Here is a 26,367-nt window from a genome sequence, read left to right as displayed (position 1 = left end):
GACGCCGACCGCAGGGGCCACTTCTCACTGGAGTACCGCGTCTAGCCCAGGAGTGCGTCGACGAAGGCGCGGGGGTCGAAGGGGGCGAGGTCGTCGGGGCCTTCGCCGAGGCCGACCAGCTTGACGGGTACGCCGAGCTCGCGCTGGACGGCGACCACGATGCCGCCCTTGGCGGACCCGTCGAGCTTGGTGAGCACGATCCCGCTGACGTCGACCACCTCGGAGAACACCCGCGCCTGGATCAGGCCGTTCTGGCCGGTCGTGGCGTCGAGCACGAGCAGCACCTCGGTGACGGGTGCCTGCTTCTCGATGACCCGCTTGACCTTGCCGAGCTCGTCCATCAGCCCGGCCTTGTTCTGCAACCGGCCGGCCGTGTCGACGATCACGGTGTCGGCACCGGTGTCGACCCCGGAGCGGACCGCCTCGAAGGCGACCGAGGCGGGGTCGCCTCCCTCGGGTCCGCGGACGACCTCGACGCCGACGCGCTCGCCCCACGTGGCGAGCTGGTCGACCGCCGCCGCCCGGAAGGTGTCAGCGGCACCCAGGACGACCTGCTTGTCCTCGGCCACCAGGATCCGGGCGATCTTGCCGACCGTCGTGGTCTTGCCCGAGCCGTTGACGCCGACCACCAGCACCACGCCCGGACGGCCGTCGTCCCCGGTGATCTGCAGCCGCCGGTCCAGGGACGGGTCGACCAGGGCCACGAGCTCCTCGTGGAGGACGGCGCGCGCGTCCGGCGCCTGACCCCCCTCGACCCGCAACCGCGTGCGCAGGTTGTCGACGACCTGCTGCGTGGGCGCCACCCCGATGTCGGCGGTGAGCAGCACGTCCTCGATCGACTCCCACGTGTCCTCGTCGAGCCGGTCCCGGGAGATCAGCGCCAGCAGCCCCCGCCCGAAGCCGCCCTGCGAGCCCGCGAGCCGCTGCCGCAGCCGCTGCATCCGGGACGCCGTGCCCTCGGGGCGCTCGATCGTCGGCGCGGCCGGCTGGGCGGGCGCCTCCACGGGGGGCGCGGCCGGCGCCTCGGCCTCCGGCGTCGGCTCCGCCGGCGGCCGGGTGATGACGTCGGTCCCGGCGTCAGGCGTATGGCCCCCGCCGCGCGCCCGCACCAGCAGGCCGACGACCAGCAGGACGCCGAGGACGGCGATGCCGACGATCAGGTAGAGCAGGTCACCCATGGCTCCATCCAACCAGCCGGAGTCCGGGTGCCGGCATCCGCGCTCCTCGGCTGCTGGACGCCACAGCCGTCACAGGGCGCAGGCAGTTCCTGCGGTCCCTCAGGCGCTGCGCTTGTCGGCCTCGGCGGTGTCGTCGCTCGAGGTGTTGTCGAGGGTCGGGAGGATGTCGACGGCGCGGCTCATGCCGTCACCGAGCCAGGGCGCCCCCGGCACCTCCGCGCCGCGGTGGGGGAAGGCGACGAAGGTGACGACGACACCGGCGACGACGACGATGACGACCATCGAGATCACGATCGAGAGCACGTGAGTTCCTTACGAGGGGTGGGGGGCGTGCCTCCACCGTTCCACACCGGCGGGCCTGTGCGCACGTCGGCACCCGGGCGGGTGAGCCATCTCACCGGACCAGGGTCGAGACGGCGTCCCGGATCTCGTCGGGGAGGGGGACCACCGGCCGGGCCGGGTCGGTGTTGTCGACGTAGACGTGGACGAAGCGCCCCTCGGCCGCGGCCTCGTCGGAGCCCTGGAACAGCCCCACCCGGTAGCTGACCGACGAGCGGCCGACCCGGTCGACGACGATGCCGAGGTCGACCGGGTCGGGGTAGCCCACCTCCGCGAAGTAGCGGCAGCCGACCTCGGCGACCACGCCGATGGCGGGCAGCTCACGGATGTCGACCCCGGTGGCCGCGACGAGGTGGTTGTTGACGACCGTGTCGATCAGCTCGAAGTAGCGGGCGTTGTTCATGTGCCCGTAGACGTCGATGTCGGCCCAGCGGGTGGTGACGGTCTCCCACGACACGTACTCGTCGCGGGTCGGTCGGCCGGCGGGCATGCGGCGATCATGGCAGCCCCCGCCGTCGGGTCAGTGGGCGCCCGCCAGGTTCAGGCCCACGACGCCCAGCACGATCAGGCCGAGCGAGACCCCCTTGAGCCAGCCCATCTGCTCGCCCAGGAACAGGTAGCCCACCACCGCGACCAGGGCGGTGCCGAGCCCGGCCCACACGGCGTACGTCGTCGACACGGGCAGGGTGCGGACCACCACCGCGAGCAGTCCGATCGAGACGACGTAGCCGGCGACGACCACCACGGACCACAGGGGGTCGGTGAAGCCGTCGGTGCGCGGCAGCAGCGCGGTGGCGAAGACCTCCACGACGATGGCGAGCAGCAGCAGCGCGACGGCCCCGGCCATGAGTTCCCTCCCAGGTACGGCGACACTCGACGTAGCGAGTGCTACATCGCAACTGTAGCACTCGCTACACTGCGCGAGTGGGTCGTCGCGAGGAGCTGCTGGACCGGGTCACCGACCACGTGCTGTCCGACGGACTGATCGGGCTGACCCTGCGCCCGCTCGCCGCGGCGGTCGGCACCAGCGACCGGATGCTCCTCTACCACTTCGGCAGCCGCGACGCCCTGGTCTCGGCCGTGGTCGCCGAGTCCACGGCCCGCGCCGCCCGCGTCGTCGGCGCCCTCCCGCCGGCTGCGTCGGTCCGCGACGCCGTCAACCGGTTGTGGGAGACCTACCGTCAGGAGCCGCTCCGGTCCTGCCTCACCCTCTACGTGCAGGCCGCCGCCAGCGGGCTGATCGGCGAGGAGCCCTACCGCTCAGACGCGCGCACCAGCAACCAGCAGTGGGCCGCCGTGCTCGGCGACCACCTGGTCGCGAGCGGGGCACCGGCTGAGCGGGTGGGGCGCCTGGTGACCCTGGTCGACTCGGCGCTCTACGGATTCCACCTCACCCTGATCACCGACCGGCCCGAGGAGCTCGCCCAAGGTGTCGACGACCTCGCGGTCGCGGCGGAGGCGCTCGCCACCTCGTGACCGGGCTCAGCCGGTGGCCACCTCGCGCAGCCGCTGGCTGATCACCGTCGTCACGCCGTCGCCGCGCATGCTCACGCCGTAGAGCGCGTCCCCGACCTCCATGGTCCGCTTCTGGTGGGTGATCACCAGCAGCTGCGAGCTCTCGCGCAGCTCCTCGTAGATCTCGAGCAGGCGGCCGAGGTTGGTGTCGTCGAGGGCGGCCTCCACCTCGTCGAGGATGTAGAAGGGCGAGGGGCGGGCCTTGAACAGCGCCACCAGGAACGCCACCGCGACCAGCGACCGCTCACCCCCCGACAGCAACGAGAGCCGCTTCACCTTCTTGCCCGGCGGCCGGGCCTCGACCTCGACCCCGGTCGCGAGCATGTCGCCCGGGTCGGTGAGCACCAGCCGACCCTCGCCGCCGGGGAACAAGCGGGCGAACGTCGCGTCGAACGCCGTGGCCACGTCGGCGTACGCCTGGGTGAAGACGTCCTCGACCCGGGCGTCGACCTCGCGGACGATGTCGAGGAGGTCCTTGCGGGTCTTCTTGAGGTCCTCGAGCTGCTCGGTGAGGAACTTGTGGCGCTCCTCCATGGCGGCGAACTCCTCGAGCGCGAGCGGGTTGACCCGCCCGAGCATCGCCAGCGCCCGCTCGGCCGTCTTCAGCCGCTTCTGCTGCTCCTCGCGGACGAAGGGCACCGGGGGCGGGGGGTCGGCGTGCTCGTCGGCGTCGTCGGCCGGCTGCTGCGGCACCGGCTGCTCCGGCCCGTAGTCGGCGACGAGGGCGTCGCCGTCGAGGCCGAGCTCCTCGAGCGCCCGCTCCTCGAGCTGCTCGATGCGCATCCGCTGCTGGGCCCGGGCCATCTCGTCGCGGTGGACCGAGCTCACGAGCTCGTCGTGCTCGCGGGCGAGGTCGCGCAGCGCGCCCCGCACCGTGAGCAGCTGCTGCTCGCGTTCGGCCCGGCTGGCCTCGACCGCCGAGCGGGCCTCGGCCGCGCGGTGGATCGACACCTCCAGGCGCTGCAGGACGACGCCGACCGCGACGCCGACGGCCTCGGCGGCCCGGCCCTCGCGCAGCAGCCGCTCGCGCCGCTCGGCCGCGCGGGCTCGCGCCTCGCGCTCGGCCTGCGCGGCCCGGGCGAGCTGGTCGGCGCGGCCGTGGAGCGCACGCGCCCGCTCCTCGGAGGTGCGCAGGGCCAGCCTGGCCTCCATCTCGCCCTGGCGGGCCTCACGCGCCGACTCGGCCAGCCGCTCGCGGGCCGCGGTGTCCGGCTCCTCCTCCGGGGCCTCCTCCGCCGCGGTGAGCCTGGCCTCGAGGTCGGCGAGCCCGGCGAGGTCGGCGTCGCGCGCCTCCTCAGCCTGGGCGATCGCGGCCACCAGTCGGTCGGCCTCGCCGCGCGCGGCGCGCGCCTGGGAGCCGTACTGCCCGAGCTCCTCGGCCACCGCAGCCAGCGTCGCGTCGGACTCGTGGAGCTTGGCGAGCGCCACGTCGACCCGCTGCTGGGCGGCCAGCCTCTCCGACTCGAGACGCGAGATGTCGAAGCCCAGCCGCTCGGCGGTGGCCGTGGCCTCGGCGAGCTGGGCGGTGGCGTCGTCGACGGCGGCCTGGATCTCGATCAGGCTGGGCTGGTCGGACGAGCCGCCGGAGGCGAAGTGGGCGCCCAGCACGTCGCCGTCGCGGGTGACCGCCGTGAGGTCGGGGGCCTCGGCGACGAGCGCCCGCGCGGCCGCGAGGTCGTCGACCACCACGGTCTTGTGGAGCAGCCGGGTCAACGCAGCTGCGTGGTCGTCGGGCGCGTCCACCACGTCGACGGCGTACGTCGCCCCGGCGGGCAGGCCTGGCCAGTCGCGGTCGGTCGTGGGAGCGCCGCCGAGCAGCAGCCCGGCCCGGCCCAGGTCGTCGGCCTTGAGGTGGCCGAGGGCGCCGACCGCCGCGTCGGCGTCGGCGACCACGACGGCGTCGGCGGCACTGCCGAGGGCGGCCGCGACGGCGGTCTCGAAGCCGGCGCGGACCGAGAGCAGGGCGGCGACCGAGCCGAGCAGTCCGGAGACGTCGTCGGTGGCGGCCAGCAGCGCGCCGGCGCCGTCCTTGCGGGCGAGGCCCAGCTCGAGGGCGTCCTTGCGGGCCATCAGCGAGGCCCGCTCGCGATCGGCGTGGAGCACCTCGTCACGGGCCTTGGCGAGCCGCTCGTCGAGGTCGTCGAGCTCGGCGCTCGCGGCCTCGTGCTCGGCGTCGAGGCCCTCCTCCCCCGCGTCGAGGCCGGCGATCCGGGTCTCCAGGGAGGTGAAGTCACGCTGCGCGCGCGCGGCACGCGACTCGGCGTCCTGGCGGGCCTGGGTCAGCCGGCCGAGCTCGTCGTCGGCGGCGGCGGCCCGCGACCTGAGGGCGTTGACCTGCCCGTGCAGCCGGGCCAGCCCCTCGCGACGGTCGGCGGCGGCGCGCTGCACCCCGGCGACTCGGCGCTCCTCCTCGGCCGCGGCGTCCTCGGCGGCCCTGCGTGCGGCGACGGCGTCCTCGAGCGCCGTACGCCGACCGGCGACCTCGGTCCCGATGACCCGCTCCTGCTCACGGACCTCGGCCGCCTCGGCCTCGAGCTGGTCGGGGTCACGACCGGTCTCGGTGTCCTCCTCGACGCCGCCCGCGTTCCGGACCCGCTCCGCGGCCAGCGACTGGGTGCCGCGCAGCCGCTCGCGCAGTCCTGACAGCGTGAACCAGGTGTCCTGGGCGCGGGACAGCTCGGGGAGCTGCTCGCGCAGTGCCGCCTCGAGCCCGGCCTCCTGCTGCTGGGCGTCGGCGATCGCCGCCTCGACCGAGGAGCGCCGCTCGACCAGCTGGCTCTCGTCGGCGAGCTCCTGCTCCAACGCGCCCCGGGCCGTGGCGAGGTCGTCGGCCATCAGCCGGGCCCGGGCGTCGCGCACCTCGGCCTGCACCCCGGCGGCCCTGCGGGCGACCTCCGCCTGCCGGCCGAGCGGCTTGAGCTGGCGCCGGATCTCGGTGAGAAGGTCGCCGAGCCGGTTCAGGTTGCCCTCGGTCGAGTCGAGCTTGCGCAGCGCCTTCTCCTTGCGCTTGCGGTGCTTGAGGACGCCAGCGGCCTCCTCGATGAAGCCGCGGCGGTCCTCGGGCGTCGCGTGCAGGATCGAGTCGAGCTGGCCCTGGCCCACGATGACGTGCATCTCACGGCCGATGCCGGAGTCGGAGAGCAGCTCCTGGACGTCGAGGAGCCGGCACGGCGTGCCGTTGATGGCGTACTCGGAGCCGCCCGAGCGGAACATGGTGCGGCTGATCGTGACCTCGGCGTACTCGATCGGGAGCGCCCCGTCGGAGTTGTCGATGGTGAGCAGCACCTCGGCCCGGCCCAGCGGCGGCCGGCCGGCGGTGCCGGCGAAGATGACGTCCTCCATCTTGCCGCCGCGCAGGCTCTTGGCGCCCTGCTCGCCCATCACCCACGCCAGGGCGTCGACCACGTTGGACTTGCCCGAGCCGTTGGGGCCGACGATGCAGGTGATGCCGGGCTCGAGCTTGAGGGTCGTGGAGGAGGCGAAGGACTTGAACCCCTTCAGGGTCAGGCTCTTCAGGTACAACGCAGGCTCCTCGTGTGGTCCGTCACCGTCGCGCAGGCTGCTGGCACAGGGGGAAGCGCAAGCCGCGGCTCACCCTACCTGCGGCCGCGCCCGGGACGCGGGAGGCGGGTGCGTGGCGGTCCTAGGGTGGTCACGTGCACACCCGGCGTCCGCACGCCGCGCTGCGGCCCTACGTCGCCTCGATGGTCGGCTACCGAGAGGCGGTCGACCCGCGGGCGGTGCACCACGGCCTGCCGTCCCCCACCGTCACGGTGGTGCTGGCCTTCGACGAGCCGCTGGACGTCGGCTGGCTCGCCGACCCGGCCAGCAGCGGCCGGTTCTGGACCTGCGCGTCCGGACTGCACGCCGCACCCGCCCGAATCACCACACACGGGTGGCAGCACGGCGTGCAGCTGGCCCTCACCCCGCTCGGCTCCCGGGTCCTCCTCGGGCTGCCCGCGGGGGCCCTCGGCGGCGCGCTGGCCAGCCACGACGACCTCCCCCTCGGCGTACCGGCGGACCTGCACTCGGCGCTGGCGACGGCGGTCGGCTGGGAGGCCAGGTTCGACCTCCTCGAGGGCCACCTGCTCGCCCTCGTCGGCCGCGGCGCCGGTGACGTCCACCGGGTGCGGCCCGAGGTCGCCGAGGCGTGGCGGCTGACCGTGGCCGGGCGGGGGACCCTGCGCGTCGCCGCGCTGGCCGAGCGGGTCGGCTGGAGCCGGCGGCGGCTGCTGTCCGGGTTCCGGAGCGAGCTCGGCGTCACGCCCAAGGAGGCGGCGCGGATCACCCGCTTCGACCACGCCCGCCGGCTGGTGGCCGGTGGGGCCGACCTCGCCGAGGCAGCCCACGACGGCGGGTACGCCGACCAGGCTCACCTGTCGCGGGAGTGGTCCGCCCTCGCCGGGCGCACCCCGACCCAGCTGCGCGCGTCCGCGTACCACGTCGAGCACCCCGACGGCTGACCGCCGGAGCGCCCATTCGTCCAAGACGGGGCCCGCCCCGTACGCCACGCTGGACCCATGAGCCAACGCACCCTGTTCCACTCCCTGCAGTTCGAGGACGTCGACCGCGCCATCGCGTTCCTGCGCGCGGTCGGGTTCACCGAGGCCGCCTGCTTCCGTGACGAATCCGGGGCCGTCGTGCACGCCCAGTACGACTGGCGCGACACCGGCGGCGTGATGTTCGGGTCGGTGACGCGGGACGAGGACCCCGACACGGGCTGGGCCCGTTCGGCGGGACACGGCCAGTGCTACTGCGTCGTGGAGTCCGACGAGCGCGTCGACGAGGTGCACGCGGCGGCCGTCGCCGCCGGCGCGACCTCGATCCGCGCGCCGGAGAACCCCGACTACGGCGGTCGGACGTGCGCCGTCCGCGACGCCGAGGGCAACCAGTGGAGCTTCGGCTCCTACGGGGGCGAGTGATGGCCGGCGGGCTGACGCCGTACCTGTGCGTGCCCGACGCGCAGGCGGCGATCGCGTGGTACGCCGAGGCGCTCGGCGCGAGCGTCGTCGTCGAGCCGATCGTGATGGACGACGGCGCCGTGGGCCACGTGGAGCTCGCGGTGGACGGCAGCCGGTGGATGATGAGCGACCCGTTCCCGGAGATCGGCGTGGAGCCACCCGACCGCGACCGGGGCGCGGCGGTCACGCTGCACCTCGCCGTGGCCGACTGCGACGACGCCGCCGCCCGGGTCGTCGCCGCAGGCGTCGGGCTCGACCGCGGACCGGAGGACGCCGGGCCGGCAGGCCGGGTGGCCGTCTTCCGTGACCCGTTCGGCCACCGCTGGTTCCTCGGCCAGGAGTAGCCGCGGGCTCAGAGGATGGCGCCGGGGTTGAGGATGCCGTCGGGGTCCAGCGCGTCCTTCACCCGCTTGTTGAGCGCCATCACGTCCTCGCCCACCTGCTCCGGCAGGGCCGACTTCTTGGTGCGGCCGACCCCGTGCTCGCCGGTGATGGTGCCGTCGAGCCGGATCGCGGCCTGCATGATGTCCTCGAAGGCCTGCAGCGCCCGGAGATGGGCGGCGTCGTCGTCGCGCGGCACCACGATCAGCGGATGGGTGTTCCCGTCGCCGGCGTGGGCGATGACCGGGATCAGCAGGTCCTGCTCGCGGGCCACCTCCGCCACCGCCTCGATCAGCTCGGGCAGCCGCGGCACCGGGACACCGACGTCCTCGAGCATCAGGGCACCCATCTCCTCGACCGCCGGGATGACCAGCCGCCGCGCCTGCACGAACATCTCGCCCTCGTCGGGGTCGTCGGTGACGAAGACCTCGGTGGCGCCCTGCTCGTGGCACGCCTTCTCCATCAGCGCGATCTCCTCGCTGCGTGAGCTGCCGGGGGCGTCGCTCTGGGCGACGAGCATCGCCCCGGCGTCGGTGTCGAGACCCATCGACCGGCTCTGCTCCACCGCCTTGATCGAGGGCTGGTCCATCAGCTCGAGCATCGAGGGCCGCAGGCCGGAGCGGATCGCGACCACGGCCTCCGCGGCGACCGTCGGCGTCGTGAAGGTCGCCACCAGCGTGGAACGGTCGGGCTGGGCGGGGACCAGCCGCAGCGTCGCACGGGTGACGATGCCGAGCGTGCCCTCGCTGCCCACGAACAGCTTGAGCAGCGGCAGCCCGGCGACGTCCTTGATCCGCTTGCCGCCGAGGGTGACCAGGCTGCCGTCGGCCAGCACGACGTCGAGCCCGAGCACGTAGTCGGTGGTGACGCCGTACTTCACGCAGCACAGGCCACCGGCGTTGGTGGCGACGTTGCCGCCGATCGAGCAGAACTCGTACGACGACGGGTCGGGCGGGTACCACAGCCCGTGCTCGGCCGCGGCGGCCTTGACGTCCTTGTTGAACGCGCCCGGCTCGACGACGGCAACCTGGCAGGTCGGGTCGATCTCGACGGCGTCCATCCGCTCCAGGCTGATCACGATGCCGCCGTCGACCGCGCTGGAGCCGCCGGACAGCCCGCTGCCGGCGCCGCGGGGGACGACGGGCACCCGGTGGGAGGCGGCCCACCGGACCGCGGCCTGCACCTGGGCGGCGTCCTGGGCGCGCACCACGGCCGCGGGGGTGCCGGTGTCGGGGTCCTGCGAGCGGTCCCAGCGGTACTTCTCGATCCGCTCGGGGTCGGTGACGACCACGCCCTCGGGGAGGGCGTCGACGAGCTCGTCGAGGGGGGCGGTGGAGGGTCCGTCGTGGGGGGCCATGTCCCCCATCGAACCATCGCCGTCAGCGCGAATCACCCCGCACACCGGTCCAAGGCTGCGATCAGCCGCGTCCGGGTGTCGTCGCCGGCGCCGTGGGCATCGGTCTCGACGACGTCGAGGGTGGCCCGCGGCAGCCGCCGCGCCACCTCGTGGGCGGCGCGCAGCGGTGAGGCGATGTCCAGGCGGCCGCGAAGCAGGTAGGCCGGCAGGTCGGCGACGCGGTCGAGGCGGCCGGTGATCGCCTCGTCGGGTTGGAAGGCGTGATGTCCCCAGTAGTGGGTGACCAGCCGGGCGAAGCCGAGCCGGAACCTCGGGTCGTCGAAGCGTGGGTCCGGGACAACCGGCCCGCTCAGGGTGGCGATGCGCTCCTCCCAGGCGCACCAGGCGCGGGCTGCCCGGTCCTGGACCTCCGGATCTTCCGAGCGCAGCAGTGCGTTGACGGCCAGCGGGACATTGCCCCCGGGCTCCAGCCCCGGCACGACGGAAAGCAGCTGGTCGAACTCCTCGGGGTAGACATCGCCCATGCCGTGGGTGGCCCAATGAACGTCACGGGACCGGGTCAGCACCACCGCCCACAGCACCATCCCGGAGATCCGCTCGGGATGCCGCACGGCGTATGACAAGGCGAGCGTGGAACCCCACGACGCACCGAACAACAGCCACCGGTCGATGCCGAGCATCGTGCGGAGTGCCTCGAGGTCGCCGACCAGGTGGCCGGTCGTGTTGTGGTCGAGGCCGGCCAGGTCCTCACCAGCATGGGGACGGCTGCGGCCGCAGCCTCGCTGGTCGAACAGCAACGTGCGGTAGCGATCGGGATCGAGGTACCGCCGCCAGGACGGCGTCGCCCCCGACCCCGGTCCCCCGTGGAGCACGACCGCAGGCTTGCCCTCCGGATTGCCGCAGACCTCCCAGTAGATCTCGTGGCCGTCGCCGGTCGAGAGCATGCCCGTGTCAACGGGGTCACCCACGTCGTACGGCATACCCCGAACCGTAGCCGTCACGTCACCCCGCACTCCGGCCGTGGCGAGCAGGGCGCACATGCCGGACCCGACGAGCGGCCCTCGCGGGGGGGCACGGTGCTGCCACGGCGGGTGCCGTCAGGCAGGCTGCAGGTCAGACTCCCGCTCGAGGAGCTCGTCGGCACGAGCGGCGACGAGCGCGTCGTTGTCGCGCTTGAGTCGGGTGGTGAGTGCTTCGAGATCGGCCACCCGGGCGCGCAGCCTGGCGTTGTCGGCTGCGAGACGAGCGGTGGTCCGAGGGTCGCTGTGGAGGTGACCGATCAGCGCCTTGGCCATGGAGGAGCCTTCCGGGAAAGGAGGAGAGCCCGGGATGTGGGCTGTCTTCAAGAGTCTCACTCCGAGCCCGCGGGTGCAAGCGCTCCGAGCGCGACGGGCCGGAGCGGAGCGACGGGCCGTCGGAGCAGCGAGGAGGTTGAGGAGCGTCGGCTCGGACCCGAGCGCAGCGAGGGAACGACCGACGCGTCTCGAAACCCCGTGAGAGGCGCGCCTAGCGCAAGCTTCGCCGCCGCGGAGCCGGCTGGCAGCGCGGGCAGAAGTACGACGACCGGTTCATGAACGCGACCCGTCGTACGGGCGTGCCGCACCGGTGGCACGGCTCCCCTTCCCGCCCGTACACGTGCAGCGACCGGTCGAAGTAGCCCGAGGAGCCGTTCACGTCGACGTAGAGGGAGTCGAAGGACGTGCCGCCCTGGTCGAGCGCGGCCCCCATCACCGCCCGCGCCTCGGCGAGCAGGAGCCGGACCTGCGCGGCCGAGAGCCGGTCGCCGGGACGCTCCCCGTGGAGGCGCGCGCGCCAGAGGGCCTCGTCGGCGTAGATGTTCCCGACGCCCGACACCAGGCCCTGGTCCAGCAGCAGCCGCTTCACGCCGGCCGCCCGTCGGCGCACCCGGCGCACCAGCTCGTCGTCGTCGAGCGCGGGGTCGAGCGGGTCGCGGGCGATGTGGGCGATCTCGGGCGGGAGGTCGGCCCCGCCGGCCGAGTAGAGCAGCCCGCCGAACATCCGCTGGTCGACGAAGCGGAGCTCGGTGTCGCGGTCGAGCCCGAACCGGACCCGCAGGTGCCGCTCGGCCGGCGCCTCGGGCGGTTGCACGAGCATCTGACCGCTCATCCCGAGGTGACCGAGCAGCGCGTCACCTCCGTCGAGGGGCAGCCAGAAGTACTTGCCGCGGCGGCGGGCGGCGGTCACCGTCCGACCGGTGAGCGCCGTGGCGAAGCCCTCCGGTCCGCGCGGGTCGCGCCGCACCGGCCGGGGGTGCAGCACCGAGACGGAGGTGATCGTGGCGCCGACGACGTACCGTTCGAGGCCGCGGCGGACGACCTCGACCTCGGGGAGCTCTGGCACCGCCGGGCCTAGGTCTGCGGGGAGGCCGGCTCGGCGCCGACGCGCTCCACGATCTCGCCGTACGCCGTCTCGGCGGCGGCCTGCTCGGCCTCCTTCTTCGAGCGGCCGACGCCGTTCCCGTAGACGCCCTCACCGACCCGGACCCGGGCGGTGAACGTCTTGGCGTGGTCGGGGCCCTCGTCCTCGATGAGGTACTCGGGGACGCCGAGGCCGTGCTCGGCGGACAGCTCCTGCAGGGAGGTCTTCCAGTCGAGGCCGGCGCCGAGCGACGACGCGGCCGCGATCAGGGGGTCGAAGAGGTGGTGGACCACCGGCGCGGAGACCTCGAAGCCCCCGGACAGGTGGACGGCGCCGAGCACGGCCTCGACGGTGTCGGAGAGGATCGAGGCCTTGTTGCGGCCGCCGGTCGACTGCTCCCCGCGGCCGAGCTTGATGTGCTCGCCCAGTCCGATGCCGCGACCCACCTCGGCGAGGGCTCGCGCGTTGACGACGGCGGCCCGCAGCTTGGCCAGCCGGCCCTCCGAGAGGTCGGGGTGGATGCGGTAGAGGGTCTCGGTGACGACCACGCCGAGGACGGAGTCACCGAGGAACTCCAGGCGCTCATTGGTCGGCAGGCCGCCGTTCTCGTAGGCGTAGGAGCGGTGCGTGAGGGCGCGCTCCAGCAGCTCGGGGTCCAGGACGGGGTCCCCGAGCGCCGCGCGCAGGTCCGCGTAGTTGGTCACCCCGGCGGGCGCCGTTGACTCAGAGGACCTGACGACGGGCGGCGCGGGCGCCGTACTGGCCGCACTCGCCGCAGGCACGGTGCGGGAGGTGCTTGGCACCACAGGCGGGGTTGGCGCAGGTCACCAGGGTCGGCGCGACGGCCTTCCACTGCGAGCGACGGTGACGCGTGTTGCTGCGCGACATCTTCCGCTTCGGGACAGCCACTTCGTTCTCCTCTTGCCTTCGGCCGGCGTTCCGGCCCGGATCTTCCCGGCCGGGGCCCCGGCCGGGTCTCACTCGTCGTGCTCGGTCTTCAGCTCCGCGAGACCCGCCCACCGCGGGTCGATCGGCGCCTCGTGCGCGTGGCCGGGGTCGTCCGCCAGCCGTGCACCACACTCGGCGCACAACCCCGGACAGTCGTCCTCGCACAGCGGCTGGAACGGCAGTGCGAGCACCACCGCGTCCCGCAGCAGTGGCTCGAGGTCGACCAGGTCGCCCTCGAGCCTGCGGACCTCGTCGTCCTGCTCGCCGTCATCGTCGGAGGCGTGGTCGTCGTAGACGTAGAGGTCCTGGAACTGCACGTCGAGCTCGTCGTCGATCGGTTCCAGGCACCGTACGCACTCGCCCTCGAGCGCCGCCGTGGCGACGCCCGTGACCAGCACCCCCTCCATGACCGCCTCGAGCCGCAGGTCGAGGTCGACCGGCGAGCCCTCGGGGACGTGCAGGACTTCGATGCCCAGCTCTGACGGAGCCGGCACCTGAACGGCCACCTGACGCTGGGACCCCGGGCGGCGGCCGAGCTCGCGGGTGTCGAGCACGAGCGGCGCTCTCGGGTCCAGGCTTGTCAGGGGGTCACTCCGGTTCCGGGCACGACAGAACTTGGGGTTCAGCGTAACCGTGGGGATGGAGCCCCTGCAAAACGCGCGCTGTCACGGGCCGGGCCCGGTCTGTCCGTCGCGCTCGCCGAGACGCGCCGACAGCGCCTCGTGGACGAAGTCGGGCACGAGGCCCGAGACGTCGCCTCCGAAGGACGCGACCTCCTTGACCAGGCTCGAGGCGAGGAAGGACCACTCGGGGCTGGTCGGGACGAAGACCGTCTCGACGTCGGTCAGGGAGGCGTTCATCTGGGCCATCTGCAGCTCGTAGTCGAAGTCGCTGACGGCGCGCAGCCCCTTGACGATGGCCTGGACGTCGTGGTCGCGGCAGAAGTCGGTGAGCAGGCCCCCGAAGGAGTCGACCCGGACGTTGTCCCACGGCCGGCACGCCCGTTCGAGCATCGCCATCCGCTCCTCGGGGGTGAACAGCCGCTTCTTGGAGGAGTTGACCCCCACCGCGACGACGACCTCGTCGAAGAGCTGCGCGGCCCGGCCGACGATGTCGAGGTGTCCGTGGGTGACGGGGTCGAACGACCCGGGGCACACGGCACGACGCACGGCTTCCTCCGGTCGGGTCAGTCCGCCGCCGCGGCGGCGTCGCTGGACGAGGCGGCGTGACCGTACCAGAGGGTGGTCTCGCCGTACTGCTTCTCACGGAGCTCCGAGAACCCCGTCGGAAAGCTGGGCGCCGTGCTGCGAGACGACCGCTCCACGGCCACCAACGCACCAGGCACCAACCAGCCGTGGTCGGCCAGCGCCTGCAGGTCGGAGTCGACCGAGTCGGTGTCGAGGGGGTAGGGCGGGTCGAGGAACGCGAGGTCGTACGGCGCGGCCGGTGGACGCCGCAGGGTGAGGGCGACGCTGGCGGTGAGCACCTGGGGGGTGCGGAAGCCGACGGCACGGGCGTTGTCGCGGATCAGCGCGGACGCTCGCCGGTCCTGCTCGACCAGGGTGACCACGCCGGCGCCGCGCGACCAGGCCTCGAGGCCGACGGCCCCGGACCCGGCGTACAGGTCGAGGAACCGCAGCCCGCTCAACGACCCGCACCACGACTCGATGGTGGAGAACAGCGCCTCGCGCACCCGGTCGCTGCTCGGCCGGGTGTGGGATCCCCGCTGGGTCTGGAGCCTCCGGCCGCCGGCGTGGCCGCCGATGATCCTGGTCACTGCCCATCAGCTCCCGAGCCGGTGTCACGTGGTCCCCACCGGTCTCGGGCCGGCGGGGCGGTGCGGGGAAGGCCGCCACGTCGTGGGGCGCTCATGCCTTCTCCATGAAGTCAGAGTGCCCCGAACGCTCCAGGTCCGCCACCGCTGCGGCGAGTCCCGGCGCTCCCGAGAGCCCGGGGTCGGCGGCCAGCAGCGCCTCGGCCGCCTCACGCGCCGCGACGATCGTCTTCTCGTCGCGGAGCACCCGGAGTGTCCGCAGGCTGGACCGGTAACCGCTCTGGGACGCACCGAGGACGTCGCCCTCGCGTCGCTGCTCGAGGTCGACCCGGCTGAGCTCGAAGCCGTCGGTGGTGGCCGCCACCGCGTCGAGGCGCTCCCGCGCCTGGGAGCCCGCCTCGGCGCGGCTCACGAGCAGGCACAGGCCCGGGAGCCCGCCCCGACCGACCCGTCCGCGCAGCTGGTGGAGCTGGGAGACGCCGAACCGGTCGGCGTCCATGAGCACCATCGTGGTGGCGTTGGCGACGTCGACCCCGACCTCGACCACGGTCGTCGAGACCAGCACGTCGACGTCCCCGGCAGCGAAGGACCGCATGGTGCGGTCCTTGTCGTCGGGGGCCATCCGGCCGTGCAGCTCGGCCACCCGCAGCCCGGCCAGCGGGCCGGACGAGAGCTCCTCGACCAGCTCGGTGACCGCGGTCAGCGCGGCCTTCGCCGGCACCGGGTTGCCGTCGTCGTCGAGGTCGAGCTGGTCGGTCTCCCCCTGCTCCTGGACGTCGCCGCTGATCCGGGGGCACACGACGTACGCCTGGTGGCCGGCCGCGACCTCCTCGCGGACGCGCTCCCACACCCGGTCGACCCAGTGGGGCTGCTCGGCGAGCGGCACCACCGTGGTCTGGATCGTGGCCCGGCCGGCGGGGAGCTCGGAGAGCACCGACACCTCGAGATCGCCGAACACCGTCATGGCGACCGTCCGCGGGATGGGGGTCGCCGTCATGACCAGGACGTGGGGCGGCGTGCCGGCCTTGTCGGTGAGGGCAGCCCGTTGCTCGACGCCGAAGCGGTGCTGTTCGTCGACCACGACCAGACCGAGGTCGGCGAACTCGACGCCTCCTTCGAGGAGGGCGTGGGTGCCGATGACGATGCCGGCCTCTCCGGTGGTGGCGCGCAGCAGCGCCTCCTGGCGCTGGGCCCTGGTCAGCGACCCGGTCAGCAGGGCCAGACCTGTGGCCTCGGCCGCCCCGCCGAGCATCCCGCCGCCGGCCAGGTCACCGAGCATCGCGCCGATCGAGCGGTAGTGCTGCTGGGCCAGCACCTCGGTGGGGGCGAGCAGCGCCGCCTGTCCCCCGCTGTCGACGACCCGGAGCATCGCGCGCAGCGCCACCAGGGTCTTGCCGGACCCGACCTCGCCCTGCAGCAGCCGGTGCATCGGGTGGTCGCGCGCGAGGTCGGCCTCGACCTGCTCCCCCACCTCGCGCTGCCCGCGGGTGAGCTCGAAGGGCAGCCGGGCGTCGAACGCGGCGAGGAGCCCGCCGCCGCCGGTGCGGGCGCGTGCGCCCTGGGCACGCTGCTCGGCGCGGCGGCGCGCGAGCACCAGCTGGGTGACCAGCGCCTCCTCGAAGCGGAACCGCTTCTGCGCCGCTCCGACCTGCTCGAAGTCGTCGGGGCCGTGGATCCACCGCAGCGCGGTCATCACGTCGAGCAGCCCCTGGTCGCGGCGTACGTCGTCGGGGAGGAGGTCGGGCACCTCCTCGACCAGGTCGAGCGCGGTCTGCACCACCTTCTGGACGTCCCAGGAGTAGAGCCTGGCGGTCACCGGGTAGACCGGCAGCAGCCCCCGCAGGCTGGCCGCGAGGCCGCCGTCGTCGTCGGCCACGTCGGCGTCGAACACGACCGAGTGGGGTTGGGCGATCTGCCACGTCCGGCCGAACCGCTTGGCCTTGCCGGTGAACATGCCGAAGCGGCCGACGCCCATCCGGGCGGCCTCCTTCTCGGCCTGGCCCTGGTGGGGGGTGAAGAAGGACATGGAGAAGTCGGGCCCGTCGGTGGTGATCCGGACCTCGACCCGGTAGCTGAGCCGGCGGGTGCGGCGGTCCCGGAAGGTCTTGACCTCGCTGGCCGTGATCCGGCCGACCACCGACAGCGACTCCCCCTCGACCGGCTCGGCGACCGCGCTCAGCTCGTTGGTCTTCACGTAGCGCCGCGGGAAGTGGAACAGCAGGTCACCGACCGACTCCAGGCCCAGGCCGTCGTGGACGAGCTTGCGCTTCTGGTGGGACTTCCCGAAGACACTGGCCACCGGGCTGTCGACGCTGATCACTCGACCGCCACCAGCACCGGGTAGCGCTCCTGCCCGCCGTCGTAGAGCACGACGTCGACGTGGGGATGGTGCTCCTCGACCCAGGCCGCGCACCGCTCGGCGAGGTCGGCCGGCCCGTCGGCTCCGCGGACCACGGTGACCAGCTCACCGCCACCGGCCAGCAGCCGGTCGAGCACCTCGACCGCGACCGTCGCGAGGTCGTCGCCGACGACCGCGAAGTCGCCCGCGACCACGCCCAGGACGTCGCCCGGCTGGCAGGGGCCGGCCATCGTGATCGCCCGGCGGGCCGCCACGGTCACCGCGCCGTCGCGGGCGTGCCGGGCGGTCGCGGTCATCTCGAGGACGTCGTGGTCGAAGGTGCGGCCCGGCTCGTGGACCGCGAGCGCGGCGAGCCCCTGGACCTGGGCCCGGGTCGGGATCACGGTCACCCGGATCCCGGCATCGACCTCGGCCGTACGGGCGGCGACCTCGGCCACCGCCACCGAGTCACCGTCGTTGGGCAGCACGATCACCTCCCCGGCGCGCGTCGCGAGGATCGCGTCGAGCACCTGCTGGGTGCTGGGTCGTCGTCCGGGGCCGCCCTCGACGACCTCGGCGCCGGCCTCGGCGAACAGCGCGGCCAGCCCGGGGCCGGCCGCGACCGCGACGACGCCCCGTCCGCTGCGCGCCTCGGCCCGCCGACGGTGGGCCGCGAGCTGCTCGGCGAAGTGGGTCACCTGCACCCGGTGGGGTCGCCCCGCCCGGATCCCGGCCTCGATCGCCGCGCCCACGTCGTCGGTGTGGACGTGGACGTTCCAGAGCCCACCTCCCCCCACCACGACCAGGGAGTCGCCGAGCGGAGCCAGCGCCCGGCGCAGGTCGGGCACCCGGTCGTCGGCGGCGTCGAGGAGGTACATCACCTCGTACGCCGGGCCTTCGGCCGTCAGCGGGTGGTCGGCAGGGTCGACCGGGACCGGGATGGAGTGGCCGCGAGCGGGGACGGGGCCGGGCGGCGGCCGGCGGCCGGTGAGCACCGTCTCGGCGGCGTCGAGGACCACGCACAGGCCGCGGCCACCGGCGTCGACGACGCCGGCGTCGCGCAGCGCGGGGAGCTGCTCGGGGGTCCGGGCCAGGGCCTCGCGAGCGGCCGCCGCCGCGGCGGCGAGCACGTCGCGGGCGCGGGCGTCGGCGGGTCGGGCGGCGTCCCGAGCGGCGTCGGCCGCTGCCCGGGCGACGGTGAGGATGGTCCCCTCGACGGGCTCCCCGACGGCGGCGTAGCTGGCGTCGGTGGCCTCGCGCAACGCGTCGGCGACGACGCGGGCGGTGCGCTCCTCGGGCGCGGCCCGGGCGATCCGCCCGGCGAGCGCCCCGAGCATCTGGCTGAGGATGACACCGGAGTTGCCGCGGGCACCGAGCAGGGCGCCCCGGGCCAGGGCGGGCAGGCCGTCACCGAGGTCGTCACCCGCGTTGCGCAGCGCGTCGCGGGCCGCCGAGACGGTGAGGAACATGTTGGTGCCGGTGTCGCCGTCGGGGACCGGGAACACGTTGAGGGCGTCGATCTCCTCGCGCGCCGCGGCCAGGTCGTCGGCGGCGACGTCGACGAAGCGCGTGACCGTCTCCAGCGTGAAGGTGCCGCCGGTGGGTGCCAACATGTCCTTGTCTCGTGGTGCTCAGGGACCTCCGAGGCGGAGGCGGGCTCTGCGATGCCGCCCTACCGTAGTCGGCCGTCCCGACGATTCGCTCGTCCGCGCGCCCATCGGATACGCTCTCCCGGTTGCCCGCTTCGTCGGGCCGACCAGACTTTGATCTCGACTCATCCAGGAGCATCCGGTGGCCGCCGTCTGTGACATCTGCGCCAAGAAGCCCGGCTTCGGCAACAACCGTCCGTGGTCGCGCAAGATCACGAAGCGTCGCTTCGACCCCAACATCCAGCGGGTCCGCGCCAAGGTCAACGGCGCCCCGAAGCGTCTCAACGTCTGCACCAGCTGCCTGAAGGCCGGTAAGGTCACCCGCTGACCCGAGCCCGGCTCACCACGAGGCCGTCACCCGACCGGGGTGGCGGCCTTCGTCATTTCCGGACCCCCGCCGAGCCGTCAGGTGTGCAGGTCGAGAATCGCTCGAGCCGTCAGTTGTGCAGCCCCGAACCTGCCGAGGTGACGGCTCACCCCCTTCTGGACCTGCACGAGTGACGGGTCGCCAAGGGCTGGTTCCTCAGAAGTGGGTCCAGCCGGTCGGGCCGTCGTAGTCGTCGCCGTCGACGGTGACGCCGCTGCCCTCCGCCACGGTGCCGACGGCCAGCCAGCCCTCCGGGACCGAGCCCTGGTCCGGGAACGTCGCGAGCAGTGCGTGGTCGTCACCACCGCCGAGGATGAAGCCGAGCGGGTCGGCGCCGAGCGCCGAGCCCACGGCCACCAGGGGCTCGGGCACCTCGAAGGCGTCCCGTCGTACGTCGACCGCGACTCCCGACGCCTCGGCGAGGTGCCGGGCCTCGGCCAGCAGCCCGTCGGAGATGTCGATCATCGACGTCGCGCCCGCCTCGGCCGCCACCGCGCCCGCGTCGTACGGCGGCTCCGGACGCCGGTAGGCCTCCACCAGCACCCGCGGCGAGCGGAAGCCCCGACCGAGCACCGCGAGCCCACCGGCCGCCCAGCCCTGCCGGCCGCAGAGGGCGAGGACGTCGCCCGGTGACGCCCCGCTGCGCAGCACGGGCGCGACCGTGCAGCCGCCGATCACGGTCACCGCCACCACCACCTGGTCGCTGCGGGTCAGGTCGCCCCCGACGACGGAGGCGCCGACGAGCGCGCACTCGTCGGCGAACCCCCGGGCGAAGTCGAGCGCCCACTGGGCGGGGAGGTCGCCCGGCGCCGCCAGCCCGACGGTCAGCGAGGTGGCCCGACCGCCCATGGCGTTGACGTCGGAGAGGTTCTGCGCCGCGGCCCGGTGCCCGACGTCGTCGGCCGAGGCCCACTCGCGCCGGAAGTGCCGTCCCTCGACCATCAGGTCGGTGGACACGACGACGTGGCCGTTGCGGACCCGCAGCACGGCGGCGTCGTCGCCGGGCCCGACCAGGACCTGGTCACCCTGCTCGAAGACCCCCGCCAGCTGCTCGATGAGCGCGAACTCACCCACGTCGGCCACGGTCGCGTCGGGAGGGAGGGCCATGCCTCCATCCCACCAGACGGCGCGCGGCGGGCACCACGGACGTGGCCTACCGGCGCGTGTCGGGCGCACGATAGGTTGACCCGGTCAGCGCCCCCGCAGCAGATGAGGAGTCCCGATGGTCGTCCAGGCCTACATCCTGATCCAGACCGACGTCGGCAAGGCCGCCGAGGTGGCCCGCGAGATCGCGCAGGTCAAGGGCGTCACGCTGGCCGAGGACGTCACCGGGCCCTACGACGTCATCGTCCGCGCCGAGGCGCGCAACGTCGACGAGCTCGGCAAGCTGGTCGTGTCGAAGGTGCAGAACCTCGACGGGATCACCCGCACGCTCACCTGCCCGGTGGTGCACATCTGATCCGCCGGTCGGCCTGCGCGCGCCCCGGGAACCTCGTCGGCTCCCGGGGCGCCGTGTTGTGCGCCCTCCTGGCCCCGCTGCTGCTGGCGGGCTGCGGGGCCGACCCGCTCGCCGTGCAGGTGCCCGACCTGCCGGACGACGAGGCCGCCGCGTGCCGCGACCTGGTCGCGGCGCTGCCCGACGAGGTCGACGGCCAGGACCGGCGCGAGATCACCGGCGCCGACGGCCGGGCCGCCGCGTGGGGGGACCCGGCGATCGTGCTGCGGTGCGGAGTCCCGCAGCCCTCCGACTTCACCGACACGGCGACCTGCATCGAGGCGAACGGGACCGGGTGGTACGTCCCCGACGCGGTCCTGGAGTCCGACGACCAATCGCTGGACGTCACCATGACCGCGGTCGGCTTCCGGCCCCGGGTGGAGGTGTTCCTCCCCGGCGACTACCGCCCCGACGGCTTCACCAACGTGTCCGGCGCGATCGGCACGGTCGTGGCCGAGCAGCTGGACGAGGTCACCCCGTGCCGGTGACGAGGGCGCTAGCCTGACGCCCGTGACCAAGGTCGTCGGCTGGGCGCTGCTCCTGGCGGCCGGGGTCGTGAGCCTCTCGCTCGCCGCCTCGGTCCTGGACGGCCAGGGCACCGAGAACTGGATCCTGCCGGCCCAGCTCGCCTCGGTCGCCGTCCTGGGCGGGATCGTCGGCGCGGTCCTGCCCGGCTTCGTTCGTGGTACGACGGGCCGCAGGGTCGCCCTCGGGGCGGCGTACGGCGTCGCCGCCGGCCTGGTCGGGGTGCTGGTGTTCTTCCTGCTGCTGAGCGGCTTCGACGGCGCCTGAAGGTTCAGCGCAGGCCGGTGTCGCGGGTGAGCGCGAGCTGCAGCAGCCGGTCGACGAGGGCGGGGTAGTCGACGCCCGTGGCGGCCCACATCCGCGGGTACATCGAGGTGGGCGTGAACCCCGGCATGGTGTTGATCTCGTTGAGCACCAGCGAGCCGTCGGGCATGACGAAGAAGTCGACGCGGGCCAGGCCCTCGCACCCGACTGCCTCGAACGCGCGGGCGGCGTACTGCCGCAGCAGGGTCGCGGTCCGGTCGGGCAGGTCGGCGGGGACGTCGAGCTCGGTGAACTCCTCGGGGAGGTACTTCGCCGCGAAGTCGTAGAACTCGTGGTCACCGCCGATCCGGATCTCGGCGGGCACGCTCGTCTCGGCGGTCCCGTCGAGGGCCTGCAGCACGCCGCACTCGACCTCGCGGCCGCCCTCGGCCGACACCTCGACCAGCGCCTTGCTGTCGTGACGGAACGCCTCCTCGAGGGAGTCGTCGAGCTCGGAGGGCTCGTGCGCCTTGGAGATGCCGATCGAGGAGCCCCCGCGGGCCGGCTTCACGAACAGCGGGTAGCCGAGCTCCGCCGCCCGCTCGCGGCAGCCCTGCGGGTCGGCCTCCCACGCGCGACGGGTCACCGTCACCGACGGCATGACCGGCAGCCCGGCGTCGCGCAGCACGATCTTCATGTACGCCTTGTCCATGCTCACCGCCGAGGCCAGCACGCCCGCGCCGACGTAGCGGACCCCACTCATCTCGAGCATCCCCTGCAGCGTCCCGTCCTCGCCCCACGGGCCGTGGAGCAGGGGGAAGACGACGTCGACCTCGCCCAGGGTCCGTGGCGGCTGCGACGACTCGTGCACGACCAGGTCGGTGGTCTCGGCCTCGCGGGCCAGCATCAGCGCGGCCCGGTCGCCGTCGACCTCCGGCAGCTCGCGCCCGTTGATCTGCAGCCGCTGCGGGTCGTCGGCCTCGAGCACCCACCGGCCGTCGGTGGCGATGCCGACCGGCACCACCTCGTAGCGGTCCCGGTCGATGGCGCGGAGCACGCTCCCGGCCGTGACGCAGGAGATGGCGTGCTCGCTGGAGCGGCCCCCGAAGACGACAGCGACCCGGGGCTTGCGGCTGGACTGGCTCATCGCGGACGACCCTAGCCGCCTACTGTGGCGGGCATGCCCGACGACTCCCCGCTGAAGCCGAGCACGATCGCCGTCACGGCCGGGCGACCCCCGCACGAGCCGGACCGGCCGCTCAACGAGCCGCTGACCATGGCCTCGACGTACGTCGCGGGGGGCGACCTCGAGTACGGCCGCTACGGCAACCCGACGTGGGCCGCCTTCGAGGCGGCCCTCGGCGAGCTGGAGGGTGGCTCGTGCCTGGCCTTCGCGTCGGGCCTGGCGGCGGTGTCGACCGTCCTCGACCTGGTCGGCCAGGACGCGACCGTCGTCGCGCCGCGCCACGCCTACAACGGCAGCATCATGCAGCTCGCCGACCTCGAGGCGCGGGGTCGGCTCCGGGCCCGGCTGGTGGACGTCACCGACACCGACGCGGTGGTCGCGGCCTGCGCGGACGCCGCCCTGGTCTGGCTCGAGTCGCCGACCAACCCGGCGCTCGAGGTCGCCGACCTCGAGACGATCACCCGGGCCGCGCACGACGCCGGGGCGTACGTCGTCGTCGACAACACCTTCGCCACCCCCCTGCTGCAGCGCCCGCTCGACCTCGACGCCGACCTGGTCGTGCACTCGGCGACCAAGTTCCTGTCCGGCCACGCCGACGTGCTGCTCGGCGCGGTGGTGACGCGCGATCCGGAGCTGCTCGGCGTCCTCAAGAACCGCCGCGACCTGATCGGCGCGATCCCGGGCTCGCTCGAGGCCTGGCTCGCCCTGCGAGGCCTGCGCACCCTGCACCTCCGGGTCGAGCGGGCCCAGGCCAACGCCCAGGAGCTCGTCCGCCGCCTCGGGGAGCACCCGGCCGTGGGCGAGGTCCGCTATCCCGGCTTCGGCGCGATCGTGGCGATCGTGCTCGCGCAAGGGGCGATGGCGGCCGACCTGCTGACCCGCAAGACCAGCCTCTGGGTGCACGCCACCTCGCTCGGCGGTGTCGAGTCGACGTTCGAGCGACGACGCCGCTGGAAGACCGAGGCCGCGACCATCCCCGAGGGCCTGGTCCGGATGAGCGTCGGCATCGAGGACGTCGAGGACCTCTGGGACGACCTGCGGCGGGCGCTGGACGGGTGCGTGGGCTGACCGCCCCTACGCATTGCTGGCGTTCGTCTCACCCGGTTTCGACACGCTCCGTCGCGGCTTCGTCCCTCAGCCGCGGTCGCTGCTCAACCACCATCGATCGGGACCGCTACGCGGTCCCGATCAGTCCGTCTCGGCCTTGGTGTCGCGGGCGATGAACGCCTGCATCATGTCGCCGGCGGTGAGCTTGCCGGCGACGACCGCCTCGACGTGCTCGGCGATCGGCGCGTCGACCCCGGTCTCGCGGGCCAGCGCGAGGAGGGACGAGCAGGACTTGGCGCCCTCGGCCACCTGGCGGGTCGAGGCGACGATCTCCTCGGTCGTCGCGCCGCGACCGAGCTTCTCGCCGAAGGTCCGGTTGCGCGACAACGGCGAGGAGCAGGTGGCGACCAGGTCGCCGAGTCCGGCGAGGCCCATCAGGGTCAGCGGGTTGGCGCCGAGCGCCGTCGCCAGCCGCGCGGTCTCGGCGAGACCACGGGTGATGACCGAGGCGGTCGTGTTGTCGCCGAAGCCGAGCCCGACCGCCATGCCGACGGCGAGCGCGACGACGTTCTTGTAGGCACCGCCGAGCTCGCAGCCGAGCACGTCGACCGAGGTGTAGGGCCGGAACGCCGTGGAGTGGCACATGTCCTGCAGCCGCTTGGCGACGTCCTCGTCGGCACAGGCGACGACCGACGCGGCGGGTTCGCGGGAGGCGATCTCGTGGGAGAGGTTGGGGCCGCTCACGACAGCGATCCGCTCGGGGCCCGCGCCGGTCACCTCGTCGATCACCTCGCTCATCCGCTTGAGGCTGCCGAGCTCGACCCCCTTCATCAGCGACACGAACGGCACGTCGTCGGGCAGCTTCGGCGCCCACTCCTCGAGGTTGGCGCGGAACGACTGCGACGGCACCGCGAAGACCACCGCGTCGGCGCCGTCGAGCGCCTGCACCGGGTCGTGGGTCGCGGTGATGGTGGGCGGCAGCTGGACGTCGGGCAGGTAGTCGGTGTTGACGTGGCTCCGCGTGATGGCCTCGCACACCTCCTCGCGACGACCCCAGATGGTGACGTCGTTGCCGGCGTCGGCGAGCACGATCGAGAACGCCGTCCCCCACGAGCCGGCCCCGAACACCGCGACCCTCCCCATCAGGTCCCCTTCCCGTCGTCGGTGCGCTGCTTGCGCGGGTTGCCGATCTGCTCCACGCCGGCACGGCGCGGGTCGAACCGCTCCGCCGGCGCCTGCTCGCCCCGGAGGTCCTCGACGAGGGCGACCAGCGCCGCCATGATCCTCGCCGTCGCCTCGTTGATGACGGCCGTCGAGGGTCGCTCCCCCGCCTCGAGGTCGGAGAGGTCGACCGGGTCGCCCGCCTTCATCACCACCCGCTTGCGCGGCACCAGCAGCGGCCGGGTCGTGTACGGCGGCAGCACCTCGTGGGCACCCCACTGCCCGACCGGGATCACCGGCGCCCCTGTGGCCAGCGCGATCCGCGCAGCGCCCGACTTGCCGACCATCGGCCACAGGTCGGGGTCGCGGGTGAGCGTGCCCTCGGGGTAGACGACGACGCACTCGCCACGGCGTACTGCCTGGACGGCGGCGTCGAAGGCGCCCACCGCGTTGCGGCTGAGCCGCTCGACCGGGATCTGCCCGGCGTCGCGCAGGAACCGCCCGAGGAACCGGTTGCGGAACAGCCCCGACTTGGCGAGGTAGCGCGGCAGCCGTCCGTGGTCGTAGAGGAAGTGCGCCGCGAGCAGCGGGTCGATGTGGGAGATGTGGTTGAACACGACGACGCAGCCGCCGGTGGCCGGCACCTTCTCACCGTCGATCCAGGTGCGGCTGGTGGCAGCGAGCAGGGTCGGCTTCACGATCGGGACCGCGAGGTTGAACGCCCAGCCGCGCTCCTGCTGCAGCTTGCGTACGGTCACGGACGTCCTTCGGGGTGGGCCGGCGCGCGCCGACGGTGTGGGCGAGGTGTCCGCAGCAGGCTACTCCCTCCGATGGCAGGATCGGCGTCGATGAAACGCCCACAGTTCGTGGCCCTGGTGCCGGTGAAGCCGCTCGCCGTCGGCAAGTCACGGATGCGAGGTGTGGCGGACGCCGACCGGGTGCGGCTGGCGGCGGGGTTCGCCCTCGACGTGGTCGGCGCGTGCCTGGTGACGCCGTCGGTCGCGCGAGTGCTGGTGGTGACCGACGACGCCGAGTTCGCGGCCGAGATCGGCCGCGCCGGCGCGGCCGTGGTGCCCGACGGGGTCGCCGGTGACCTCAACGAGTCCCTGCGCCAGGCCGCGCTCGAGGCGGCTCGACGCTGGCCGGGTCTGGTGCCGGTGGCCGTGTGCGCCGACCTTCCGGCGCTGCGGCCCGCCGACCTCGACGCGGCCCTGACGGCCTGGCCGGGCCCCCCGGCTCCTCCGGGCTTCGTCGCCGACAGCGACGGCGTCGGCACCACCCTCTATCTTGCGGCGACCGAGGACTTCTCCCCCGCCTTCGGCGGCGAGTCCCGCCGCGCCCACCTGGCGGCGGGCGCCGCCGAGATCACCGGCGAGCTGCCGACGCTGCGGCGGGACGTGGACGACGTCACCGCACTCGCTGACGCCCGGCGGCTGGGCCTCGGTGCCCGGACCACGTCGGTCGTCGACGGACTGGCCTGGCCCGGGATCGGCTGACACACGCTGACACACGACGAGGCCGGAC

The 26,367-nt window shown here is 73.7% G+C and carries 30 protein-coding genes; 10 read left to right on the top strand and 20 right to left on the bottom strand.

Annotated elements, in window-relative coordinates:
* Positions 1 to 41: 41 nt before the first annotated feature.
* The 4 genes from ftsY to ACQ1X7_RS14635 all read right to left on the bottom strand — a co-directional run bounded on the left by ftsY (position 42) and on the right by ACQ1X7_RS14635 (position 2,364).
* Positions 42 to 1,178 (bottom strand): signal recognition particle-docking protein FtsY, encoded by a 1,137-nt coding sequence (gene ftsY, locus ACQ1X7_RS14650; RefSeq protein WP_432478951.1) that lies wholly within the window; start codon positions 1,176 to 1,178, stop codon positions 42 to 44.
* Positions 1,179 to 1,277: 99 nt separating this feature from the next.
* The gene (locus ACQ1X7_RS14645) at positions 1,278 to 1,481 is read right to left on the bottom strand and encodes a hypothetical protein (protein ID WP_432478950.1); all 204 of its coding nucleotides are present in this window, start codon (positions 1,479 to 1,481) and stop codon (positions 1,278 to 1,280) included.
* Positions 1,482 to 1,572: 91 nt separating this feature from the next.
* On the bottom strand, positions 1,573 to 2,007 hold the full coding sequence (locus ACQ1X7_RS14640) for an acyl-CoA thioesterase (RefSeq protein ID WP_432478949.1): 435 nt from the start codon (positions 2,005 to 2,007) through the stop codon (positions 1,573 to 1,575).
* Between the two features lie 30 nt (positions 2,008 to 2,037).
* Positions 2,038 to 2,364: a DMT family transporter gene (locus ACQ1X7_RS14635; protein ID WP_432478948.1), complete on the bottom strand. Its 327-nt coding sequence runs from the start codon at positions 2,362 to 2,364 to the stop codon at positions 2,038 to 2,040.
* Positions 2,365 to 2,441: 77 nt separating this feature from the next.
* Between ACQ1X7_RS14635 and ACQ1X7_RS14630 the strand changes: the two genes are divergently transcribed.
* Positions 2,442 to 2,993 (top strand): TetR/AcrR family transcriptional regulator, encoded by a 552-nt coding sequence (locus ACQ1X7_RS14630; protein ID WP_432478947.1) that lies wholly within the window; start codon positions 2,442 to 2,444, stop codon positions 2,991 to 2,993.
* A 6-nt stretch (positions 2,994 to 2,999) separates the two neighbouring features.
* Here ACQ1X7_RS14630 and smc read toward each other — a convergent pair whose 3' ends face one another.
* Positions 3,000 to 6,554: a chromosome segregation protein SMC gene (gene smc, locus ACQ1X7_RS14625; RefSeq protein ID WP_432478946.1), complete on the bottom strand. Its 3,555-nt coding sequence runs from the start codon at positions 6,552 to 6,554 to the stop codon at positions 3,000 to 3,002.
* A 134-nt stretch (positions 6,555 to 6,688) separates the two neighbouring features.
* Between smc and ACQ1X7_RS14620 the strand changes: the two genes are divergently transcribed.
* From ACQ1X7_RS14620 to ACQ1X7_RS14610, 3 genes are read left to right on the top strand one after another with little or no spacing between them, the layout of a single operon-like run.
* Positions 6,689 to 7,495: a helix-turn-helix domain-containing protein gene (locus tag ACQ1X7_RS14620; RefSeq protein ID WP_432478945.1), complete on the top strand. Its 807-nt coding sequence runs from the start codon at positions 6,689 to 6,691 to the stop codon at positions 7,493 to 7,495.
* A gap of 57 nt (positions 7,496 to 7,552) precedes the next feature.
* On the top strand, positions 7,553 to 7,954 hold the full coding sequence (locus tag ACQ1X7_RS14615) for a VOC family protein (RefSeq protein WP_432478944.1): 402 nt from the start codon (positions 7,553 to 7,555) through the stop codon (positions 7,952 to 7,954).
* Entirely contained in the window at positions 7,954 to 8,337 is a 384-nt protein-coding gene (locus tag ACQ1X7_RS14610) for a VOC family protein (protein WP_432478943.1), read from the top strand. Before ACQ1X7_RS14615 ends, ACQ1X7_RS14610 begins: the two co-directional genes overlap by 1 nt.
* A gap of 8 nt (positions 8,338 to 8,345) precedes the next feature.
* Here the strand turns inward: ACQ1X7_RS14610 and ACQ1X7_RS14605 are convergent, their stop codons facing one another.
* The 11 genes from ACQ1X7_RS14605 to ACQ1X7_RS14555 form a co-directional block, all read right to left on the bottom strand.
* Positions 8,346 to 9,731, bottom strand: coding sequence for an FAD-binding oxidoreductase (locus ACQ1X7_RS14605; RefSeq protein ID WP_432478942.1), 1,386 nt, complete (start codon positions 9,729 to 9,731; stop codon positions 8,346 to 8,348).
* Between the two features lie 32 nt (positions 9,732 to 9,763).
* Positions 9,764 to 10,711, bottom strand: coding sequence for a prolyl aminopeptidase (gene pip / locus ACQ1X7_RS14600; RefSeq protein WP_432478941.1), 948 nt, complete (start codon positions 10,709 to 10,711; stop codon positions 9,764 to 9,766).
* Between the two features lie 117 nt (positions 10,712 to 10,828).
* Positions 10,829 to 11,026 carry a hypothetical protein gene (locus ACQ1X7_RS14595; RefSeq protein ID WP_432478940.1) on the bottom strand — a complete coding sequence of 66 codons (198 nt, stop codon included), beginning with the start codon at positions 11,024 to 11,026 and terminating at the stop codon, positions 10,829 to 10,831.
* A 211-nt stretch (positions 11,027 to 11,237) separates the two neighbouring features.
* On the bottom strand, positions 11,238 to 12,092 hold the full coding sequence (gene mutM, locus ACQ1X7_RS14590; RefSeq protein WP_432478939.1) for a bifunctional DNA-formamidopyrimidine glycosylase/DNA-(apurinic or apyrimidinic site) lyase: 855 nt from the start codon (positions 12,090 to 12,092) through the stop codon (positions 11,238 to 11,240).
* Between the two features lie 8 nt (positions 12,093 to 12,100).
* On the bottom strand, positions 12,101 to 12,814 hold the full coding sequence (gene rnc, locus ACQ1X7_RS14585; RefSeq protein ID WP_432478938.1) for a ribonuclease III: 714 nt from the start codon (positions 12,812 to 12,814) through the stop codon (positions 12,101 to 12,103).
* 19 nt (positions 12,815 to 12,833) lie between these two features.
* On the bottom strand, positions 12,834 to 13,019 hold the full coding sequence (gene rpmF / locus ACQ1X7_RS14580; protein ID WP_432478937.1) for a 50S ribosomal protein L32: 186 nt from the start codon (positions 13,017 to 13,019) through the stop codon (positions 12,834 to 12,836).
* A 68-nt stretch (positions 13,020 to 13,087) separates the two neighbouring features.
* A complete protein-coding gene (locus ACQ1X7_RS14575; RefSeq protein ID WP_432479075.1) occupies positions 13,088 to 13,642 on the bottom strand; it encodes a YceD family protein in 555 nt (184 codons plus the stop codon).
* An 81-nt stretch (positions 13,643 to 13,723) separates the two neighbouring features.
* Entirely contained in the window at positions 13,724 to 14,227 is a 504-nt protein-coding gene (gene coaD, locus ACQ1X7_RS14570) for a pantetheine-phosphate adenylyltransferase (protein WP_432478936.1), read from the bottom strand.
* Between the two features lie 17 nt (positions 14,228 to 14,244).
* Entirely contained in the window at positions 14,245 to 14,835 is a 591-nt protein-coding gene (gene rsmD, locus ACQ1X7_RS14565; protein WP_432478935.1) for a 16S rRNA (guanine(966)-N(2))-methyltransferase RsmD, read from the bottom strand.
* A gap of 91 nt (positions 14,836 to 14,926) precedes the next feature.
* Positions 14,927 to 17,152: an ATP-dependent DNA helicase RecG gene (locus tag ACQ1X7_RS14560; protein ID WP_432478934.1), complete on the bottom strand. Its 2,226-nt coding sequence runs from the start codon at positions 17,150 to 17,152 to the stop codon at positions 14,927 to 14,929.
* A complete protein-coding gene (locus ACQ1X7_RS14555) occupies positions 17,149 to 18,783 on the bottom strand; it encodes a DAK2 domain-containing protein (protein WP_432478933.1) in 1,635 nt (544 codons plus the stop codon). The genes ACQ1X7_RS14560 and ACQ1X7_RS14555 overlap by 4 nt, the downstream gene beginning before the upstream one ends.
* Before the next feature lie 178 nt (positions 18,784 to 18,961).
* On the opposite strand from ACQ1X7_RS14555, the gene rpmB reads away from it, so the two are divergent.
* On the top strand, positions 18,962 to 19,147 hold the full coding sequence (rpmB, locus tag ACQ1X7_RS14550) for a 50S ribosomal protein L28 (protein WP_432478932.1): 186 nt from the start codon (positions 18,962 to 18,964) through the stop codon (positions 19,145 to 19,147).
* Positions 19,148 to 19,342: 195 nt separating this feature from the next.
* On the opposite strand, the gene ACQ1X7_RS14545 is transcribed toward rpmB, so the two are convergent.
* A complete protein-coding gene (locus ACQ1X7_RS14545) occupies positions 19,343 to 20,293 on the bottom strand; it encodes a thiamine-phosphate kinase (protein WP_432478931.1) in 951 nt (316 codons plus the stop codon).
* A 115-nt stretch (positions 20,294 to 20,408) separates the two neighbouring features.
* Here ACQ1X7_RS14545 and ACQ1X7_RS14540 point away from each other — a divergent pair, with 115 nt between their 5' ends.
* From ACQ1X7_RS14540 to ACQ1X7_RS14530, 3 genes are read left to right on the top strand one after another with little or no spacing between them, the layout of a single operon-like run.
* Positions 20,409 to 20,645: an Lrp/AsnC family transcriptional regulator gene (locus ACQ1X7_RS14540; protein WP_135080071.1), complete on the top strand. Its 237-nt coding sequence runs from the start codon at positions 20,409 to 20,411 to the stop codon at positions 20,643 to 20,645.
* 53 nt (positions 20,646 to 20,698) lie between these two features.
* Entirely contained in the window at positions 20,699 to 21,169 is a 471-nt protein-coding gene (locus ACQ1X7_RS14535; RefSeq protein ID WP_432478930.1) for a DUF3515 domain-containing protein, read from the top strand.
* A 22-nt stretch (positions 21,170 to 21,191) separates the two neighbouring features.
* On the top strand, positions 21,192 to 21,473 hold the full coding sequence (locus tag ACQ1X7_RS14530; RefSeq protein ID WP_432478929.1) for a hypothetical protein: 282 nt from the start codon (positions 21,192 to 21,194) through the stop codon (positions 21,471 to 21,473).
* A gap of 4 nt (positions 21,474 to 21,477) precedes the next feature.
* On the opposite strand, the gene ACQ1X7_RS14525 is transcribed toward ACQ1X7_RS14530, so the two are convergent.
* The gene (locus ACQ1X7_RS14525) at positions 21,478 to 22,596 is read right to left on the bottom strand and encodes a D-alanine--D-alanine ligase family protein (protein ID WP_432478928.1); all 1,119 of its coding nucleotides are present in this window, start codon (positions 22,594 to 22,596) and stop codon (positions 21,478 to 21,480) included.
* A 33-nt stretch (positions 22,597 to 22,629) separates the two neighbouring features.
* Between ACQ1X7_RS14525 and ACQ1X7_RS14520 the strand changes: the two genes are divergently transcribed.
* Entirely contained in the window at positions 22,630 to 23,703 is a 1,074-nt protein-coding gene (locus ACQ1X7_RS14520) for a trans-sulfuration enzyme family protein (RefSeq protein ID WP_432478927.1), read from the top strand.
* Positions 23,704 to 23,823: 120 nt separating this feature from the next.
* Here ACQ1X7_RS14520 and ACQ1X7_RS14515 read toward each other — a convergent pair whose 3' ends face one another.
* Together ACQ1X7_RS14515 and ACQ1X7_RS14510 are read right to left on the bottom strand one after the other, a co-directional pair.
* Positions 23,824 to 24,825, bottom strand: coding sequence for an NAD(P)H-dependent glycerol-3-phosphate dehydrogenase (locus ACQ1X7_RS14515; RefSeq protein ID WP_432478926.1), 1,002 nt, complete (start codon positions 24,823 to 24,825; stop codon positions 23,824 to 23,826).
* Entirely contained in the window at positions 24,825 to 25,601 is a 777-nt protein-coding gene (locus ACQ1X7_RS14510; RefSeq protein WP_432478925.1) for a lysophospholipid acyltransferase family protein, read from the bottom strand. The genes ACQ1X7_RS14515 and ACQ1X7_RS14510 overlap by 1 nt, the downstream gene beginning before the upstream one ends.
* A 90-nt stretch (positions 25,602 to 25,691) precedes the next feature.
* Here ACQ1X7_RS14510 and cofC point away from each other — a divergent pair, with 90 nt between their 5' ends.
* Positions 25,692 to 26,339, top strand: a complete 648-nt coding sequence (gene cofC / locus ACQ1X7_RS14505; RefSeq protein WP_432478924.1) for a 2-phospho-L-lactate guanylyltransferase — start codon at positions 25,692 to 25,694, stop codon at positions 26,337 to 26,339.
* Positions 26,340 to 26,367 lie beyond the last annotated feature (28 nt).

This window comes from Nocardioides sp. GXQ0305, from assembly GCF_050880345.1.
In the GTDB taxonomy this organism is placed as follows: Bacteria; Actinomycetota; Actinomycetes; order Propionibacteriales; family Nocardioidaceae; genus Nocardioides.
The sequence above is the reverse complement of the archived record's forward strand: the minus strand, read 5'-3'. Positions and strand labels throughout refer to the sequence as shown.

What these genes read in the sequence shown, in the direction of transcription:
- ftsY (WP_432478951.1), bottom strand. Translation starts at nt 1,178, where the DNA reads ATGGGTGACCTGCTCTACCTGATCGTCGGCATCGCCGTCCTCGGCGTC.
- ACQ1X7_RS14640 (WP_432478949.1), bottom strand. Translation starts at nt 2,007, where the DNA reads ATGCCCGCCGGCCGACCGACCCGCGACGAGTACGTGTCGTGGGAGACC.
- ACQ1X7_RS14635 (WP_432478948.1), bottom strand. Translation starts at nt 2,364, where the DNA reads ATGGCCGGGGCCGTCGCGCTGCTGCTGCTCGCCATCGTCGTGGAGGTC.
- ACQ1X7_RS14615 (WP_432478944.1), top strand. Translation starts at nt 7,553, where the DNA reads ATGAGCCAACGCACCCTGTTCCACTCCCTGCAGTTCGAGGACGTCGAC.
- ACQ1X7_RS14610 (WP_432478943.1), top strand. Translation starts at nt 7,954, where the DNA reads ATGGCCGGCGGGCTGACGCCGTACCTGTGCGTGCCCGACGCGCAGGCG.
- ACQ1X7_RS14605 (WP_432478942.1), bottom strand. Translation starts at nt 9,731, where the DNA reads ATGGCCCCCCACGACGGACCCTCCACCGCCCCCCTCGACGAGCTCGTC.
- pip (WP_432478941.1), bottom strand. Translation starts at nt 10,711, where the DNA reads ATGCCGTACGACGTGGGTGACCCCGTTGACACGGGCATGCTCTCGACC.
- ACQ1X7_RS14595 (WP_432478940.1), bottom strand. Translation starts at nt 11,026, where the DNA reads ATGGCCAAGGCGCTGATCGGTCACCTCCACAGCGACCCTCGGACCACC.
- ACQ1X7_RS14555 (WP_432478933.1), bottom strand. Translation starts at nt 18,783, where the DNA reads ATGTTGGCACCCACCGGCGGCACCTTCACGCTGGAGACGGTCACGCGC.
- ACQ1X7_RS14545 (WP_432478931.1), bottom strand. Translation starts at nt 20,293, where the DNA reads ATGGCCCTCCCTCCCGACGCGACCGTGGCCGACGTGGGTGAGTTCGCG.
- ACQ1X7_RS14540 (WP_135080071.1), top strand. Translation starts at nt 20,409, where the DNA reads ATGGTCGTCCAGGCCTACATCCTGATCCAGACCGACGTCGGCAAGGCC.
- ACQ1X7_RS14525 (WP_432478928.1), bottom strand. Translation starts at nt 22,596, where the DNA reads ATGAGCCAGTCCAGCCGCAAGCCCCGGGTCGCTGTCGTCTTCGGGGGC.
- ACQ1X7_RS14520 (WP_432478927.1), top strand. Translation starts at nt 22,630, where the DNA reads ATGCCCGACGACTCCCCGCTGAAGCCGAGCACGATCGCCGTCACGGCC.
- ACQ1X7_RS14515 (WP_432478926.1), bottom strand. Translation starts at nt 24,825, where the DNA reads ATGGGGAGGGTCGCGGTGTTCGGGGCCGGCTCGTGGGGGACGGCGTTC.
- cofC (WP_432478924.1), top strand. Translation starts at nt 25,692, where the DNA reads ATGAAACGCCCACAGTTCGTGGCCCTGGTGCCGGTGAAGCCGCTCGCC.